At 63.3% G+C, this 14900-nt stretch carries 14 protein-coding genes; 3 read left to right on the forward strand and 11 right to left on the reverse strand.

The features are described 5' to 3' along the window. Positions 1–250 precede the first annotated feature (250 nt). The 5 genes from QRN45_RS19530 to QRN45_RS19550 form a co-directional block, all read right to left on the reverse strand. Complete coding sequence (locus QRN45_RS19530; RefSeq protein ID WP_284764343.1) at positions 251–667, reverse strand: SRPBCC family protein; 417 nt, start codon at positions 665–667, stop codon at positions 251–253. A gap of 84 nt (positions 668–751) precedes the next feature. After that, on the reverse strand, positions 752–973 hold the full coding sequence (locus tag QRN45_RS19535) for a hypothetical protein (protein ID WP_284764344.1): 222 nt from the start codon (positions 971–973) through the stop codon (positions 752–754). 61 nt (positions 974–1034) lie between these two features. After that, positions 1035–1316, reverse strand: coding sequence for a hypothetical protein (locus tag QRN45_RS19540; protein ID WP_284764345.1), 282 nt, complete (start codon positions 1314–1316; stop codon positions 1035–1037). A 31-nt stretch (positions 1317–1347) separates the two neighbouring features. Then, positions 1348–1734: a hypothetical protein gene (locus tag QRN45_RS19545; protein ID WP_284764346.1), complete on the reverse strand. Its 387-nt coding sequence runs from the start codon at positions 1732–1734 to the stop codon at positions 1348–1350. Positions 1735–1869: 135 nt separating this feature from the next. Beyond that, a complete protein-coding gene (locus QRN45_RS19550) occupies positions 1870–2670 on the reverse strand; it encodes a KAP family P-loop NTPase fold protein (protein ID WP_284764347.1) in 801 nt (266 codons plus the stop codon). Positions 2671–2945: 275 nt separating this feature from the next. Here QRN45_RS19550 and QRN45_RS19555 point away from each other — a divergent pair, with 275 nt between their 5' ends. Next, positions 2946–4031, forward strand: a complete 1086-nt coding sequence (locus QRN45_RS19555; protein ID WP_284764348.1) for an ATP-binding protein — start codon at positions 2946–2948, stop codon at positions 4029–4031. 134 nt (positions 4032–4165) lie between these two features. On the opposite strand, the gene QRN45_RS19560 is transcribed toward QRN45_RS19555, so the two are convergent. Continuing rightward, positions 4166–4390, reverse strand: a complete 225-nt coding sequence (locus QRN45_RS19560; RefSeq protein WP_284764349.1) for a hypothetical protein — start codon at positions 4388–4390, stop codon at positions 4166–4168. A gap of 1912 nt (positions 4391–6302) precedes the next feature. On the opposite strand from QRN45_RS19560, the gene QRN45_RS19565 reads away from it, so the two are divergent. Next, entirely contained in the window at positions 6303–7436 is a 1134-nt protein-coding gene (locus QRN45_RS19565; RefSeq protein WP_284764350.1) for an ABC transporter substrate-binding protein, read from the forward strand. A gap of 596 nt (positions 7437–8032) precedes the next feature. Here QRN45_RS19565 and QRN45_RS19570 read toward each other — a convergent pair. From QRN45_RS19570 to QRN45_RS19590, 5 genes are all read right to left on the reverse strand, one after another. Continuing rightward, a complete protein-coding gene (locus tag QRN45_RS19570; RefSeq protein ID WP_284764352.1) occupies positions 8033–8548 on the reverse strand; it encodes a flavin reductase family protein in 516 nt (171 codons plus the stop codon). A 312-nt stretch (positions 8549–8860) separates the two neighbouring features. After that, on the reverse strand, positions 8861–9781 hold the full coding sequence (locus QRN45_RS19575; RefSeq protein WP_284764353.1) for a TauD/TfdA dioxygenase family protein: 921 nt from the start codon (positions 9779–9781) through the stop codon (positions 8861–8863). 49 nt (positions 9782–9830) lie between these two features. After that, positions 9831–10739 (reverse strand): ABC transporter permease, encoded by a 909-nt coding sequence (locus tag QRN45_RS19580; RefSeq protein ID WP_284764354.1) that lies wholly within the window; start codon positions 10737–10739, stop codon positions 9831–9833. Continuing rightward, positions 10739–11671, reverse strand: a complete 933-nt coding sequence (locus QRN45_RS19585; RefSeq protein WP_284764356.1) for an ABC transporter ATP-binding protein — start codon at positions 11669–11671, stop codon at positions 10739–10741. Before QRN45_RS19585 ends, QRN45_RS19580 begins: the two co-directional genes overlap by 1 nt. 2 nt (positions 11672–11673) lie before the next feature. Further along, on the reverse strand, positions 11674–12732 hold the full coding sequence (locus QRN45_RS19590; RefSeq protein ID WP_284764358.1) for an ABC transporter substrate-binding protein: 1059 nt from the start codon (positions 12730–12732) through the stop codon (positions 11674–11676). A gap of 781 nt (positions 12733–13513) precedes the next feature. On the opposite strand from QRN45_RS19590, the gene QRN45_RS19595 reads away from it, so the two are divergent. Continuing rightward, on the forward strand, positions 13514–14896 hold the full coding sequence (locus tag QRN45_RS19595) for an LLM class flavin-dependent oxidoreductase (protein ID WP_284764359.1): 1383 nt from the start codon (positions 13514–13516) through the stop codon (positions 14894–14896). The last annotated feature ends 4 nt before the right edge of the window (positions 14897–14900 follow it).

Raw genomic sequence — 14900 nt, forward strand, 5'->3', positions numbered from 1 at the left:
CCATCTCGAAGAAAAACCCGTCCCAATGCTTGACAAAAACATAGGGACACCCCCCAGGTGGCTTGGTCAAGCGCGTGCCTCTCCCGGTCTCAGTCCACGCGCCGGGCGCAACGGCCGCAGTGACGTGTGCGGACGCCTCCGGGGATCGGCCCGGGCGTCGCAACAGGCCAAGAGAGCGGGAGCTGCGTCGTTCTGCGCCGTGAGGCGGATGGGAGGGCATCCGGGAATCGGTGGTTTCTGCGCCCGTGGGCTAACTCAGCTTCTCGGGCCGGGCCCTGACGCCCTCGGCGTACCCCTCCGCTGACCGGGCCAATCCCGGGCTGTGCTTCCTGATCAGCGTCCACAGGGGACCGGTGAAATCATCGCGCACCGCCGGGCGGGACTTGCCGTTCTCGGCCGTTACGGTGATGGTGCGGACTGCTTTGAACAATCCTCCCGGCAACCGGGCTGTCCAGGACATGGCACGGTCACCGCAGCGGTGAACGGCCACCGGAACAGACCTGGCCAGGCCGCCGGGCCGGATCCGGACGTTTTTTCCATGGCCGATCTCACCGCTGACCCCGGCAATCCCCGAATCCCACTCCGCATAGCCGGCGGTATCCGTGATGACCGTCCACACAGTTTCCGGCGCAGCACAGATCAACGCCCCACCCCCAAACGAATCCATGGACCACAGCCTAAACCCTGGCCCCCGGCACCTCCGGGGGAGTTCCGGGATGAGGATGCGCAGGTCCGTGGCCTTCGATGGCGGTCACGTCGGGTTCCCGTTGGCGTCGTCGTGCGTATGTTCCTCAATCACCACGTACCTGATCTTCCTACGGCGGCGCTTCAGAAACCGGCGCGGGGCAACCCCCAGAGGCGGCAGCCCGAGTGCCTTTCGCCTTCGGATCAAGCGGATGTTCGCGACAATCAGAAAGAGGAAGAAGCCCAGCGACGGAACGAGCAGGACAAAGATCCACGGCAAGTTGCCCACAACGGCCTCCTGCGCCCAGTGTCCGGCAGGGCTGGCCTGGACGTCAAGAAATCGGCGCCCACTAATGCAGCTCTGGCTTTATGGACAGATCCAGGATCTCGAAGTCGGCTTCTCCGTGCTTGGCAACACGTGGAAGGGAGCGGCACCGTCTCCGGCCCTCAACGCCTGGAGCCGCGCCGGTTCGGCTGAGGAACCGGCGCGCGGTCAGTGCCAGCAACCGGAGCGCCCCGGCAAGGACCAACAGGGCCGTGAACAGGACAAGCCCGGCGAGGAACATGCTGAAAGCCACGACTAGTGTTCCCAGATAGGCCAAATGCAGGGAAACAACAGTCGAGTCACCCACGTCCTCTTCCTTTCTCCCTGCCAATGTTCACCTAGCCGTGCCGGCGTTCCCTTATTCTCTCCCACGACCGGCCCGCAGGCGGGACGGTCGTCTCCGTCTGGCTGCGCATCAGGCGGGCCGCGTCAACGATGCGCCGGGCGAAGATGATGCACTGGTCATCGGTAAGTATCGCTGCACTGGCGCTTGCCCATCCGCGTTCTTCGTCATGGACCGTGGTCATGGCCTCGCGCAGATCCAGCTGGAGGGCGTAGACGGCCGGAGGCAGTGCCTCGCTGATGTTCGATTCGTCGCCGATGAGGCTGAATCGGTAGGCATCGGCCAGGCGCTGCTGGATACGTTCCGTGCCGGTGGCCAGGTTCTCCACGGCATGCTCCAGCAGCTTGCGCATGTGTTCGATTTCGGACTGTTCGCTGCCCATGCCGTAACTGTAGCTCCGCAGGACCGAGACCGGATACGTCCTCGGTTCGTCGCCCGCCCCCCGGTGTTGGCGGCCCCGGGGTCGACGATTCCGTCCGGAACGGCCCTGTTCAGGGCAACGGTGCTCGGGGAAACCTTAGCGTTGGATATACCACTTTTTCACAAGCCGCCCCATGAAGAGCACCATCAGGTAGGCGCGAACCTCTTGAGTCCCCAAGGCTGGCACACGTATCGGGATCTGGACCACCTTATGGAAGTAGTTAGTGACAAGTTCATCATCATCCAGTCCTTGGAAATGCTGTTTGACGGCGTGTTTGATCATGTTGTCATCAGCAGCAATTACGAAGGCTGTGTTCTTTAGAAACAAGAAAAGACGGATTGCCTCGAGGGTCGAGATCGTCGTCCCAGGCATGCACCGATCAAGACCGTCGATGAGCACGACGAGGGTTACGCCAATCTCTTTCAACGCATCTTCAAATGAGTCTCGTAGCGCCCGTATCTCTTTCGGCGGCGAGTACTCCGCCTTCGGGTTCAGGAGCGCTCGACCAGCGGCGGCGGTGGAGGATGCGAGTGTTCCAGCCTTCTCCAGGTCTTCGCCGTCTACCTTGCCCGCCCTTTTACAAGACCGACAATTTCTCCAGGCAATCCGATGGGCGGAATGCCAAGCGCCATCGATGCAGCCGGCAACGCGATCAACTTGGCCAGCCTGAACCACTTGACACGTCCCAAGAATTCCCGGGCTTTTGTCGAGACCCGTCTCCCGTTTGGCTGCCTCGGCCTCCAACTTATCATTGACGACTTGACGACTTGCCGACGCCCCAAGCACCAGACACTCCAATTGAGACCGGCCGGCTGCGCTGGCAATTACCTCCGCGATGGTGTCCGCATCACCTTCGAAGTTGAGGAAGTCCCGGTCCGTTTCGTAGTCGAGCCACATGACAAGGTCGCCTTTCCGTTCCCCTGCTCTGGTCGGCGACCTGAGCCAGACTTCATCGACCTCAGATTGCCGTGTGGACCCCTGCGAAGACGGATGGCGCGCCGCCACAGCCTCGTTATCGGCACCACGCACGAGAGTCCGTTCTCCGCCAGCGTGCGGGCCGGGTAACGTCAGCGCCCCTTTCGCGTAATTCAAGCTCCGATTAGAGCAGGTGGTAAGCTGGCGGCAGTTTCACCAGTTTCACCAGTTTCACCTACTTTTACCCGGGAGGTTCCGTGCAGAATCCCTTCAAACCGACGGCCGGTGCCACTCCGCCTGATCTGGTGGGGCGCGCCGGGCTCCTGGACGAATTCGAGTACGGCCTCCGGCAGGGTTCCGGAGCGCCCGGGCTGCTAACGATCATCACAGGGTCCAGGGGCATCGGCAAGACCGTGATGCTCAGCGCAGCGGAATCGATCGCGCGGGAGCATGGCTGGGCGGTGATCTCCCGGACGGCCAACCCCGGCTTCCTGGCTAAGGTCGGAGATGACATGCTCCGGCTGCTCGACGAGCTCGGAGACGGGCCTCCGACGCGAAAAATCACCGCCTTCTCCGCCGCCGGTTTCGGCGTGACGACACAACTGCCACCGGAACGGATCCCGGATTGGCGTCGCACCGGAGAGGAACTGCTGCGTCTGCTGGATAGCAAGGGCACCGGGCTGGTCATCACGATCGATGAAATCCATGCAGTGGACCGCACCGAAATCTCCCAGCTCGCAGCGGATGTGCAGCACTTCATTCGTGACGGGTTGCCCATCGGCCTGATCTTCGCCGGCCTGCCGTCGGCCGTTTCAGACCTCCTTAACGAGGGCGTCGCGACTTTCCTTCGCCGGGCCGACAGGATCAATCTCCACGAGGCCGCCATCGGCGAAGTCACCTCGTCCTACAAGGAACTTTTCAGCGAAGGCGGCATCGACGTCCCGCAGGAGCTCATCTACGAGGCCGCAGAAGCCACCGAAGGCTACCCGTTCCTCATCCAACTCGTTGGTTACTACCTCTGGATGGAGGCCGATAGAGCACGCTCGACCCTCGACCGGGCCGGTGTCAGCAGCGCCATCGCAGCCGCGCGGCGGCGTAACGCCCTGGTTGTCGTGGAGTCCGCCCTCTCAGACATCTCGGAGAAGGACCGCGAATTCCTCGACGCCATGGCCCAACAGGAAGGCCCGTCGACGGCCGCCCAGATCGGGAACATCATCAAGTCCAAACCCAGCCTCGTGTCGAAATACCGCAACCGGTTGATCGCGGCGGGGCTGATTGAATCGGCAGGGTACGGCAAGGTCGACTTCGCCATTCCCGGGCTACGCGACTACCTGAGGCAATAGCTGCCCAAACATCAGCTGATCCCGGCCGGAAGTTTCAATTGTCCAAAGAAAACTGATTCGCGAACACATCCCCGCCACTCCGGAATAACCGCGGTGAAGCCAACCCGCGCTCCGTGCAGTTGTGCCTGAACCAGTCACTGGCCGGGGTTCCCACCGGGCTCTGAGGCGTCGACGTCGTGGCCGAGAATCCTGAGCAGGTCCCGGATGGACATGTTCAATTGTTCGAACCAGTGCTGGTAGAAGAGCGGTGACATCTGGATGGGGCCGGTGTTGTCAAGGCTTTGAAGCATCTCGATTATTTCGGCGATGGTCTCTCCATCCGTATGCTGCCATTGCGCCTCGGCGTGCTGATCGCTCATCATGGTGCACCTTTCTGATCATCCCCGGCAATGCCCGGACCGGGCCGTGACGGAGGCAGGCCCTGCGCGGTCATGGCTGAAATTTAACCAAATTCGCCCCATTTACCGAATTGCACCCGCACAGAGGACGCATGTCCGGGAGCTCTGAGCGTTGGCCCGGTTCGCGACGCGGGCGTGTCCGTACCGGTAACAACACAGCCCGTCCCGGCCCCGGGACCCGTAGAGAACGAATGGCGGAGCCGTCCGACCAGCTTCGACCTCGTTCTCTACGGAGATCTACGGAAATCTATGCAGGTCTAGCAGAATGTTAGATTTTCATAGATGGGCGTGGACGATTCTGCCGCGCGGTAAACGAATCCTGCGGCTATTCGCTAGCCCGGATGCAATCCGGGACCCTCAGCGGCGCCCGATGAAGTCCTTCTGGCCCAGAGGCCCAGAGGCGCAGAGTCGGCGGGGGCGCGGGGCGCCTCCAAAGCCATCGACCCGCAGCGCTCGGGGATTGGCAGCTGGAAATTTCAATGCCGTTCTGGTCAGTGAAATGCGTGCAAGGGGCTGCTGCCCAAGCCTCGATCAGATGCTGGATGGGTGGCCTCCGTCCCCAAGGTTGCTCAGCTCCCCAGGGTGTAAACCCTTCAAAAGCCGATTGTCCAAAGCGCTTTGGACAATCGGGCTGCACACACCCTTTGCGTTGGTGAATGGTAAGAACGACCGTACTCGGCGAGCACGTGTGCGGCCGGCCAGCCTCATGATTTTGGCGCTTCGCCTGCCCTGGGTAGACGGCTCCTTACGGATACAGTGTGGCCAGGACGCCGATCGTGACGCGAAAGTTCCAAGAATTTGTCAGCTGCTTGAGCAGCACAGACTCGGACCCGGCGCCACCAGCGGCGGCCATCAAGTTTCCGTGAGCGGGAAGGAACCGCCTTGGCTGCGCCGGACGCCGAGTAAGTGACCCCGCCGTCCTGGAACACGATGAGGATTTCCGCCCGGTTGCGATTGTCATCACCGACACTTCCGGAATGCTGGTGGCCGTCCGATGTGGGCTTCGGCCTCCGAAATCGAGATCGAGACCGAACGTGATAACCATGGCGGAGTGAAAGTGGTCGCCACATGGATCAAGCCCACAACCGCCGAGATGCCCCCGGCACCCGGAGTCCGAATTATGAGTCCTCATCCATGGCGGAAAAGGGCCGCGACGATCCGCTCCGCCGCAGAAGTGATTCAGGTGTTGGCCGCGAGACCAGAGTTCTCCCCTGTCTGGTCTGGAAAGTCTTGCCGGCCAACGACTCTCGTCGGTAGGAACGGCGGGTTCCCTATGTGATACAAATCAATTTCCTTCGTATGCAGGCACTAATGCCTCAAAAGGGCAACACATATTGCACGACATGTCACTCTTGCCGGGCGAGCCGTTCGGCGGCCACAGCCGGCGCCGTACGTACTGGTGGAGCATGTGCTCTGGCATGGCGGACTGACGTGGCAGCCCGGGTGGCGGCCTTCGGTTCGCGCTCCGCCTGTCAGATCAACGATGATTCGGTCTACCTCCGTGATCAATGGCACGACGGGCATTGGTTTCAACCGGATCCGGGTTTCCCATCAACGTCCCACGATCAGATGAAGGTTTTGGTCTCCGCATGAAGCTGCGCGTCGACCACGTTAACCCGCGTTTCGCCCGGTGACCGCTGGTGTCACTGCGCGTTGTCCCGACCCTTTGGCGTCCGTAATCTCAATCCATGCACCGGTCCTGAAGCCCGGGCGGCCAGCCCCAGTCCGGGGCATCACTGCCCCGGAGGTCCAGGCCCGATCCGCCGACACTCACCGGAACGCGGCGCATCATCCGCACCACCCCCAAAAATTCTCCGTTCGCCAGGCCTGGTGCACTGCCCAGGCCCGCCCTCTCCCCCAAAGGAATACTCCCGTGTCATCACCTCATGACAAATCGACCACCCGCATCGTCGCCGGTGAGAGCAGCAAGCCCAAGCGCCGCCGCGCGCTCGAGATCGGCATCGCCGTCGGACTCGTCCTGCTGATCGGTGCCGGCGCCGCCGTCGCATCGGTGGTGGCCAAGAACAACGAAACCCAGGCAGCCGCGGCAACGACGCCCGCCGCTGAACTTCGGCTCGGCTACTTCGGCAACGTCACCCATGCTCCCGCGCTGGTGGGCGTCAGCAAGGGGATCATCGCCGGCAAGCTCGGCAGCACCAAGCTCACTACCCAGATCTTCAACGCCGGACCCGCCGCGATCGAGGCCCTGAACGCCGGAGCGATCGACGCCGCCTACCTCGGGCCCAACCCGGCCATCAACTCCTTCGTCCAGAGCAAGGGCGCCTCCATCAGCATCATCGCGGGTGCTGCCTCCGGGGGTGCGCAGCTCGTGGTGAAGCCCGGCATCAACAGCGCCGCGGACCTTAAGGGCAAGACCCTCGCATCCCCACAACTCGGCGGCACCCAGGACGTGGCACTGCGCGCCTGGCTTGGCAAGCAAGGTCTGAAGAGCAACCCGAACGCCGGGGGCGACGTCGCCATCAACCCCACCGACAACGCCCAGACCCTCAAGCTCTTCCAGGACGGAAAGCTCGACGGCGCGTGGTTGCCAGAGCCCTGGGCCTCGCGCCTGGTGCTCCAAGCCGGCGGGAAGGTCCTCGTGGACGAGAAGGACCTCTGGGATAAGGGTGCGTTCCCCACCACCATCCTGATCGTGAGCAAGAAGTTCGCCGCCGACCACCCGCAGACGGTAACGGCCCTGCTCCAGGGCCACGAAGCCTCCGTCAACTGGCTCAACACCGCCTCGGCGGCCGACAAGGCCACCGCAATCAACGCCGCCCTGAAGGCGACCGCCGGAAGTACGCTGCCGGCCGACGTCATCGACCGCTCCCTGAAGAACATCACCTTCACCGTGGACCCGCTCGCCGGAACCTACAAGAAACTCCTCCAGGACGGGGTCGACGCCGGCATCACCAAACCGGCCGACATCAACGGCATCTTCGACCTCCGCGCCCTCAACAGCGTGACCGGGCAGAAAACCTCGGCCGGCGGCCTCGGCCAGGAATGAACCACCGGAACTGACCGCAAGCACTGAAACGCAGGGACTGAACAGATCCGGTGCCCGGACCGAAAGGCCCGGGCACCGGATCCGGGTTCATGCAGCCCAAGCACAACGCTTCATTTGGGCTAGGGTTTGATGGAGGCCGACATTCCGGGGAACGTGAACGCGATCACTCTGTGCCCGGGCGTGGAGGCCAGGCCCTTTGCGATCAGGTTGGCCCCGACAGAGCCGAAACCGCCCGGAATCCGTCCCAAGCGGGCACTAGCCCTGGACAACCTCGTCGAATTCTGCCGTCGTCCAGAGGTCTTTTCGAGGTCTGCCCGTTTAAAGCCGATGACTTCTACAGACAAGCCTCTCGTGATTACTGATGGCTTCTGCTGCATTGACGTCGGGACGCCAACGCCGTCAACACCTTCGGCTAATGCATCCTGATCGGCACCTGCAAACACCTGCTCACGAAACCACTTCAGATCCTTCTCGCAAATCGTTCTAATCCTCCGGGACAGAATGCCTATCATGCCTGTCGTCATCTCAGAAGAAGCTGCCAACGCGTTCAAGACCGGCCGGACACAATTCCCCGCAAGAGGTGGTTCCCAGGCGGGTCACGCCACCGTCTCCAGGATCCCTGCCTGAGGTTGCACCTCTAAATACTCTCCCCTGAAGAACAGCAACGGCTCAGCATCCGCGCGGGCGCTCAAAGCGCGCACGGACGCAACAACAATGGTGTGATCCCCGCCGTCGTACTCCCGATGAAATTCGCAATCACCCCAAGCCAGCGCCTGCCCGAGGATGGGGTTCCCCAATGGCGACGGAGAGTGCGGCACCCCTGCAAATTTATCGGTGCCCGACCTGGCAAACTGCGACGCCAGATGTTGGGGCCCGGCAGGTAGGACATTGACTGTGAACCGGGCTGCTTCGCGTAGCACCGGCCAAGTACTGGAAGTGCGCGACGGACTGAACGACACCAGCGCCGGATCCAGGGAAAGCGAAGCGAACGACTGACAGGTAAAGCCTGCCAGTCCGCTCTCCGTCGCAGCCGTGATCACGGTCAGGCCCGTGGCGAAATGTCCCAAAACATGCCGAAGCCTTTGCGGTGTCACATCGAAATCCGCGGTCATAATGAGTCCTTTCCTGAATTCTTCCCTCAACAACCACCCGGACATTTGCTTCTCAACACGGCCGAAATCAACGGACACCAAGGGCAACCCGGCTTCACATCCCGCATCACAGCGTAAAGAACGCCGGCGATGCCGAACCGCTATCCGGCTTTCGCCTCTTCTCGCGCCAGCAGGGCCAGCAGGGCCCGCAGAGTTTGCACCACGCGTCCGGATTCCCTCAGCGCGACGTCCTCCACGTCAGTATCCGGACGACCTCAGCGTGCGTGTACATGGCCCGGCTTTGCCCGAAATGCTCGTGTCGGGTTGCGAACGCTATACCGGCGCGACAACGGAGTAGGCGGACGAGTCACCCTGGATCGATTGGCTCGGTTTGCCGTCCACGCCCACCGGGATGTCGCCGGCAATGGTCACGCGGTTGAGCTTGCGCGGCTGGCCGTCGTAGTTGTCCGGGGCGTAGTGCTGGGTGATGCGGTTGTCGAAGAGCACCAGCTGGTTCGGTTCCCAGTTCACCCGCACTATATTCTCCGGACGGATGACGTAGGCCTGCAGCAAGCGGATGATGTCCTTGGACTCCGTGTTTGAGAGCCCCACGATCCGAAGGCGCTGCGCGAAGCCCCCAATGAACAATCCGCGCTCCCCGGTCAAAGGATGGACACGCACCACCGGATGGGCGGTTTCGAACTTGATGCGGGTGAATTCCTTGCGGCGCTCATCGGCATTCTCATGCTCCAGGTTCTTCGGCACCGAGTAGTCATAGTCGTTGGTGTGGATCGCCCAGAGCGTGTCCGCGAAGTTCCGGAGCTCATCCGGCAAATCCGCGTACGCCCCGGCCGAAGAAGCAATCAGGGTTTCGCCACCGTAGGACGGAAGATCGATGCTGCGCAGGGTGGAAGCCTGCGGCGGGTTGACCACGAACGTGACGTCGGTGTGCCAGTTGTTGGCCGAACCGTTCTCACTGTCCACGGGCAAGACGTTCTCTTCGCCCTCCACGGAGGCCACGGTCGGATGTGCCGTGGTGAGCGGGCCGAAGTGGCTGGCGAATTTCACCTGGGCCTCGTCGCTGAGAATGTTGGCTTCCCGGAAAACGAGGGCCTTGTGTTCGTTGAGCGCGGCCCGGATTTGCGCCACGGTTTCCGGGGAGAGTTCGCCGCTCAGGTCGAAGCCGCGGATTTCGGCGCCGATGCGCGAGCCGAGCTTGGCGAATTCGAGCTTGGTTTCGGTAATGACGGACATGTTTGTTCCTTTTCTGTTGTGACTTGGTTGTGACGGGATTGATTGACGGTCAGGACCCGGAACCGGCGGCGGTCCGCCAGCGGGAGAAATGCTGTTCCAGGGCTACGAGGAGGAAATTCACGGCCAAACCCAGAAGGGATACCGTGAGGATTCCGGCGTACATGTCCGGGATGAGGAAACTGCTCTGGGCGTTCACGATCAGGTAGCCGAGACCGGCCTTCGCCCCCACCATCTCTGCAGCGATCAGCACCAGAATGGAGGCTGTTCCGGCCATGCGGATTCCCGTGAAAATCGTGGGCACCGCGGAGGGCAAGATCACCTTGCGGAACAGGGCGAGGCTTGAGAGGCCGAGCGATTTCGCGGCCCGGATGAGCAGCGGGTCCACGGTCTTCACACCGGCGATCGTGTTCAGCAGGACCGGGAAGAACGCCGCGTAGGCCACGATGCTGATCTTGGACTCCTCGCCGATCCCCAGCAGCAGTGTGAAGACAGGAAGCAGTGCAAGCGCGGCCGTGTTGCGGAACAATTCCAGCAACGGATTCAGGATGGAATTGAGGCGTCCGTGCCAGGCGATCAGCAAACCGAGTGACACGCCGGCCACGAGGGCTGCGCCGAATCCCGACACCGAACGGGTGAGGCTCGCGCCCAGATGCGCCTGTATGGTGCCGGATTCGAACAGCTTGCCCCAGGCGGCCAGGACCTCGTGCAAGGGCGGCAGGAATACCCGGGTTGAGGGGCTGGCCATATATGTCGGCCCGAGTTCCCACAGAGCCAGGAACGCGATGATCCCCGCAGCCTTCCACAGGCCGGAACCGGCGCGGGCGGCAGCTGTCCGCGCAAAGGCGCGCGCCGCCGTCGTGCGCCGAGGCCGCGCCTCAGCAGGGCCGGAGTGCCCGACGGCGGCCTGCCGACCAAGTGCCGGGTTCGCCGCCCGTTGTTGTTCGAGTGTTGTTGTCATCAGGCTGCTCTCCTTTCGGGAGTTGTTCCCGGGACTTCATCCGGGGCGGTGCCGTCCGGCAGGATCTTGCGGTGGCCGGCGTCCTGGGCCAAGCGGACTTCATCGTGCAACAAGGTCCAGACCTTGTGCCGTTGTTCGACGAAGGCCGGATGGGAACGGATGTCGTCCTCGCCGTCGCGGTCCGGGATGTCCACGTCCACGATTTCCTTGAGCCGTCCGGGCCGGGCGCTGAGGACGGCGACTCGCTGCCCGAGGTACACGGCCTCGTCGATGCCGTGGGTGATGAAGACGATCGTCTTTCCGGTGGCCCGCCAGATCCGCAGGAGCTCGTCCTGGAGTTGTTCGCGGGTCTGGGCGTCCAACGCGGCGAAGGGTTCGTCCATGAGGAGCACATCGGGCTCGTAGGCGAGGCTCCGGGCGATGGCCACTCGCTGCTTCATGCCACCTGAGAGCTCATGCGGGAAACGGTCCTCGAAGCCGGCCAAGCCAACCAGTTTGAGGTACTCGCTTGCCTGGGCGGCGCGTTCGCGGCGGTTGAGCTTGCGCCCGTCCGTGCCTTTGCCTTCGAGCCCGATCGATACATTGGCCGATGCCGTGCGCCAGGGAAAGAGCGCGTACTGCTGGAAAACCACGGCACGGTCCTTGCCAGGTCCCGTCACGGGCCGGCCGTCCACCAATACCTCGCCGGAGGTGGGTGTGGACAGGCCAGCCAGGAGGTCCAGCAAGGTGGTCTTGCCCGAACCGCTGGGCCCCACCAAGGTGAGGAATTCGCCGTCGCGCACGTCCAGGCTCAAGGAGTCGAGGGCTGTCAGAGTGGTGGGCTCTTGCGCGCCGGACTTGCCAGCCGCGCCGCGTTGGGAGACCTTGGAGCCCTTGCCGGGGCGGACGGCGAATTGCTTGGTGACATTGCGGAGGCTGATTTTTGCGGTCATCACTATCCCTTCGCTGTGCTTGTTGGGGTGCTTGAGGGTGGGGTGCTTGATGCGAGATCGTCGAACTTGTTGGTGTAGTACTTCGACGGCGTCAGATCGCTCTTGACGATTCCGGAGCTCTTCAGCCACGCAGACCAGCGGGTGAAGTCCTCGTCCTTGATCACGCCGTTGTCCGGTACGCCGGGGCTCTTCCAGTACTGCAGGTTCGCGGTGCTCTCGTTGCGCCCGCGGGCCTCGATGATCTTCTTGAACCGTGCGATCACTTGGTCACGCGGCGTCTCGGTCTCCCACTTGATGGCTTTGGCGACGCCCGTTGCAAAGGTCCGGGCAGTGTCGGGGTTCTTTTCGATGAAGTCATTGCGGAGTACGTACTGTCCGCCCGCAAAGGCGCCGAAGAGCTCATAGTCGCTGAAGAGCGAACGCAGACCACCGGCGGCTACCGCATGATCCTGCAGCACTCCGCCCAGGCTTCCGACGTCCACTTGGCCGCGGCGTATCGCTTCCTCAGTATCGTTGGGCGCGAGGACAACCAGTTGTACTTGCTTGATTTCGTCCTGGCTGAGGCCGTTCTTGCTGAGGTACGTGTTGATGACCGCTTCGTAGTGGGCACCCAGCGTGTTGACTGCGATCTTCTTGCCGATGAGGTCCCTGGCGGTTTTGATGGGGCTGTCCGTCTTGACGTAGAAGCCGTTGAAGGTCTTCGCATCCTCGCCGTAGTAGTTGACGACGGCGGTCACCGGAGCGCCCGCCTCAATCAGCTTCACCACGGCCCCGGAGAATGCGCCGCCGAAGTCGGTCTGGTTGGTCGCCGCTGACTGGACGTCTTGGGGACCGCTGATGGTGTTGCCCACCCAGTCGAGCTTGATGTCGCCCAGGTAACCGAGGTCCGCCGCCAGTTCGGGGAGGCTGACGCTGTTGGCCGAACCCTGGTAACGGAGTTCCGTGACTTCCGGTTGGCCGGCTGTCTGGCCTCCTGCTTGGGCATTGCCGCCGCAGCCGGTCATCGTCAGCGCAAGGACGACGGCGGCCGCCACGCCTAGCAGGGGCTGGTGCAGTTTCATGGGGGCTACTTTCTGGGGAGTGGATGTCGTTGGTCCGGACGTGGTCTGGGGTAGACCGAATTGCCGGTGGGAACGATGTAAGCGCATGTCCACTGCTCAGGGGAAGCCCGGCAGTAACGCCCGGAAACGCCGGGAAACCGGGGGAAATCCGGCGAAATCCCAGCGCAACTGCGGGCAATACGGAGACATAATCGGGATTCTCGTCGGATGTTCGCGTCTGATGGTTGAGCAGTGCGCGGTACCGGAAGCCGATTCCTCCGCCGGTACCGGCGGGAACGGCCGGTGGTTTCTTTCCAGCTTTTTCGCGGTGATCCAGAACGTGGGTCACGTCGCGTACCGTGCCTATTCGAGAAGACGTGACCGAACCGTGAGGCGGGCCACCCGCCGGCCCCGGCGGGCGGGTTCCCTGCGGACGTGGCGCCTGGATGAAGCCACGTTGCCGAATGTGGCGCAGGTTTGCCTGGTTTGGCCTTTTGCGGCATGTTCCAAGGCGTCATATGTAGCCCGGTTTCGTCCCGTTTCGTTTCATTGCAGGGTGCTGGCCAGCCCGGTGGGGGCCGTGTTTAGGTGATTCCACGGCACAGGCCAGGGCCGTACGCAGAACGAACGCACCAGGAACCGGCCGCCCCGGACCCCCGGCTTCATCGGCTGGCCGGGAGCACCTCCTTGCCGCTTCCTCCCCCTTCGCCTCGGCGCCGGGACCGGCCCAGAGCCCTCGTCGTCGACGTCAACGTCGCCAGCGGCTGAACCCCACCCAACCTGACATCCAAGGAGCACATCCATGAATTCGCCGACCGCCAGTTCCGCCCAGCGGACCCTTCACCTCAACGCCTTTTTGATGAGCACCGGCCACCACGAGGCCTCGTGGCGGCTGCCCGAAAGCGATCCGCGTTCCAGCACCAACGTGGAGCACTACAAGCAGCTGGCCCGCACCGCTGAACGCGGCAAGCTGGACTCCATCTTCTTCGCCGATTCCCCGGTCCTCTTCGGCGAGGTGGGACGCCGCCCGGCCGGAAAACTTGAGCCCACCGTGCTCCTGACCGCCATCGCCGGCGCCACGGAACACATCGGCTTGATCGCCACCGCCTCCACCACCTACAACGACCCGTTCAACCTTGCCCGGCGCTTCGCGTCCGTGGACTGGGTCAGCGGCGGGCGCGCCGGGTGGAACGTGGTCACCACGGCCGGTCCGGACGCCGCCCGCAACTTCGGCGTGGACGATCAGCCCGCCCACGCGATCCGGTACGAGCGTGCCGCCGAGTTCATCGAGGTCGCGAAGAAACTCTGGGACAGCTGGGAGGACGACGCCGTCCTCGCGGACAAAGCCGACGGCGTCTGGGCCGACGCGGAGCGGATCCGCACCATCGACCACGAAGGCAAGCACTTCAAGGTCCGCGGCCCGCTGAACGTGGCCCGGCCCCCGCAAGGACACCCGCTCATCGTCCAGGCCGGCTCCTCCGAGGACGGCAAGGACCTCGCCGCCCGGTACGCGGACGCTGTGTTCACCGCCCATCAGACCCTGACGGACGCGCAGGACTTCTACCGGGACCTCAAAGCCCGCGCCGCCGCCGCGGGACGTGATCCTCAGGCCATCAAGATTCTTCCCGGCATCGTTCCGGTCATCGGAGCCACCGAGGATGACGCCCAGGCGCTGGAAAGGGAACTGGACCGGCTGATCAAACCCGAATACGCCCGGATCCAGCTCGCCAAGACCCTGCGCGTCGCGCCCGAGGACCTGCCCCTGGACCGCCAGCTGCCGGAGAACCTGCCCGGCGAAGACGAGATCGAGGGCGCCAAGAGCCGCTACACCCTGATCGTCCAGCTCGCCCGCCGGGAGAAGCTCACCGTCCGGGAACTGATCGGGCGCCTGGGCGGGGGCCGCGGGCACCGGACCTTCACCGGCACCCCTGTGCAGGTGGCGGACGCCATCCAGGAATGGTTCGACGCAGGCGCCGCGGACGGCTTCAACATCATGGCCCCCGTGCTGCCCTCGGGTCTGGAGACGTTCGTGGACCAGGTGGTGCCGATCCTGCAGGACCGCGGCCTTTTCCGCACCGAATACACCGGCCGGACGCTGCGCGAGCACTACGGCCTGAAGCGCCCCGGCAACCAGTACGCCGGAACCGTCGCGCCCGCGCTGGCGTCCATCGGATCGGCGCTGTAGATAA

The organism is Arthrobacter sp. efr-133-R2A-63 (genome assembly GCF_030209795.1).
Lineage (GTDB): Bacteria > Actinomycetota > Actinomycetes > Actinomycetales > Micrococcaceae > Arthrobacter > Arthrobacter bambusae_A.

Excerpts from the sequence above, each read along its gene's own strand:
- QRN45_RS19570 (WP_284764352.1), bottom strand. The coding sequence starts at position 8,548 with ATGACCGCGGATTTCGATGTGACACCGCAAAGGCTTCGGCATGTTTTG.
- QRN45_RS19560 (WP_284764349.1), bottom strand. The coding sequence starts at position 4,390 with ATGAGCGATCAGCACGCCGAGGCGCAATGGCAGCATACGGATGGAGAG.
- QRN45_RS19575 (WP_284764353.1), bottom strand. The coding sequence starts at position 9,781 with ATGTCCGTCATTACCGAAACCAAGCTCGAATTCGCCAAGCTCGGCTCG.
- QRN45_RS19550 (WP_284764347.1), bottom strand. The coding sequence starts at position 2,670 with ATGTGGCTCGACTACGAAACGGACCGGGACTTCCTCAACTTCGAAGGT.
- QRN45_RS19585 (WP_284764356.1), bottom strand. The coding sequence starts at position 11,671 with ATGACCGCAAAAATCAGCCTCCGCAATGTCACCAAGCAATTCGCCGTC.
- QRN45_RS19530 (WP_284764343.1), bottom strand. The coding sequence starts at position 667 with ATGGATTCGTTTGGGGGTGGGGCGTTGATCTGTGCTGCGCCGGAAACT.
- QRN45_RS19590 (WP_284764358.1), bottom strand. The coding sequence starts at position 12,732 with ATGAAACTGCACCAGCCCCTGCTAGGCGTGGCGGCCGCCGTCGTCCTT.
- QRN45_RS19545 (WP_284764346.1), bottom strand. The coding sequence starts at position 1,734 with ATGGGCAGCGAACAGTCCGAAATCGAACACATGCGCAAGCTGCTGGAG.
- QRN45_RS19595 (WP_284764359.1), top strand. The coding sequence starts at position 13,514 with ATGAATTCGCCGACCGCCAGTTCCGCCCAGCGGACCCTTCACCTCAAC.
- QRN45_RS19580 (WP_284764354.1), bottom strand. The coding sequence starts at position 10,739 with ATGACAACAACACTCGAACAACAACGGGCGGCGAACCCGGCACTTGGT.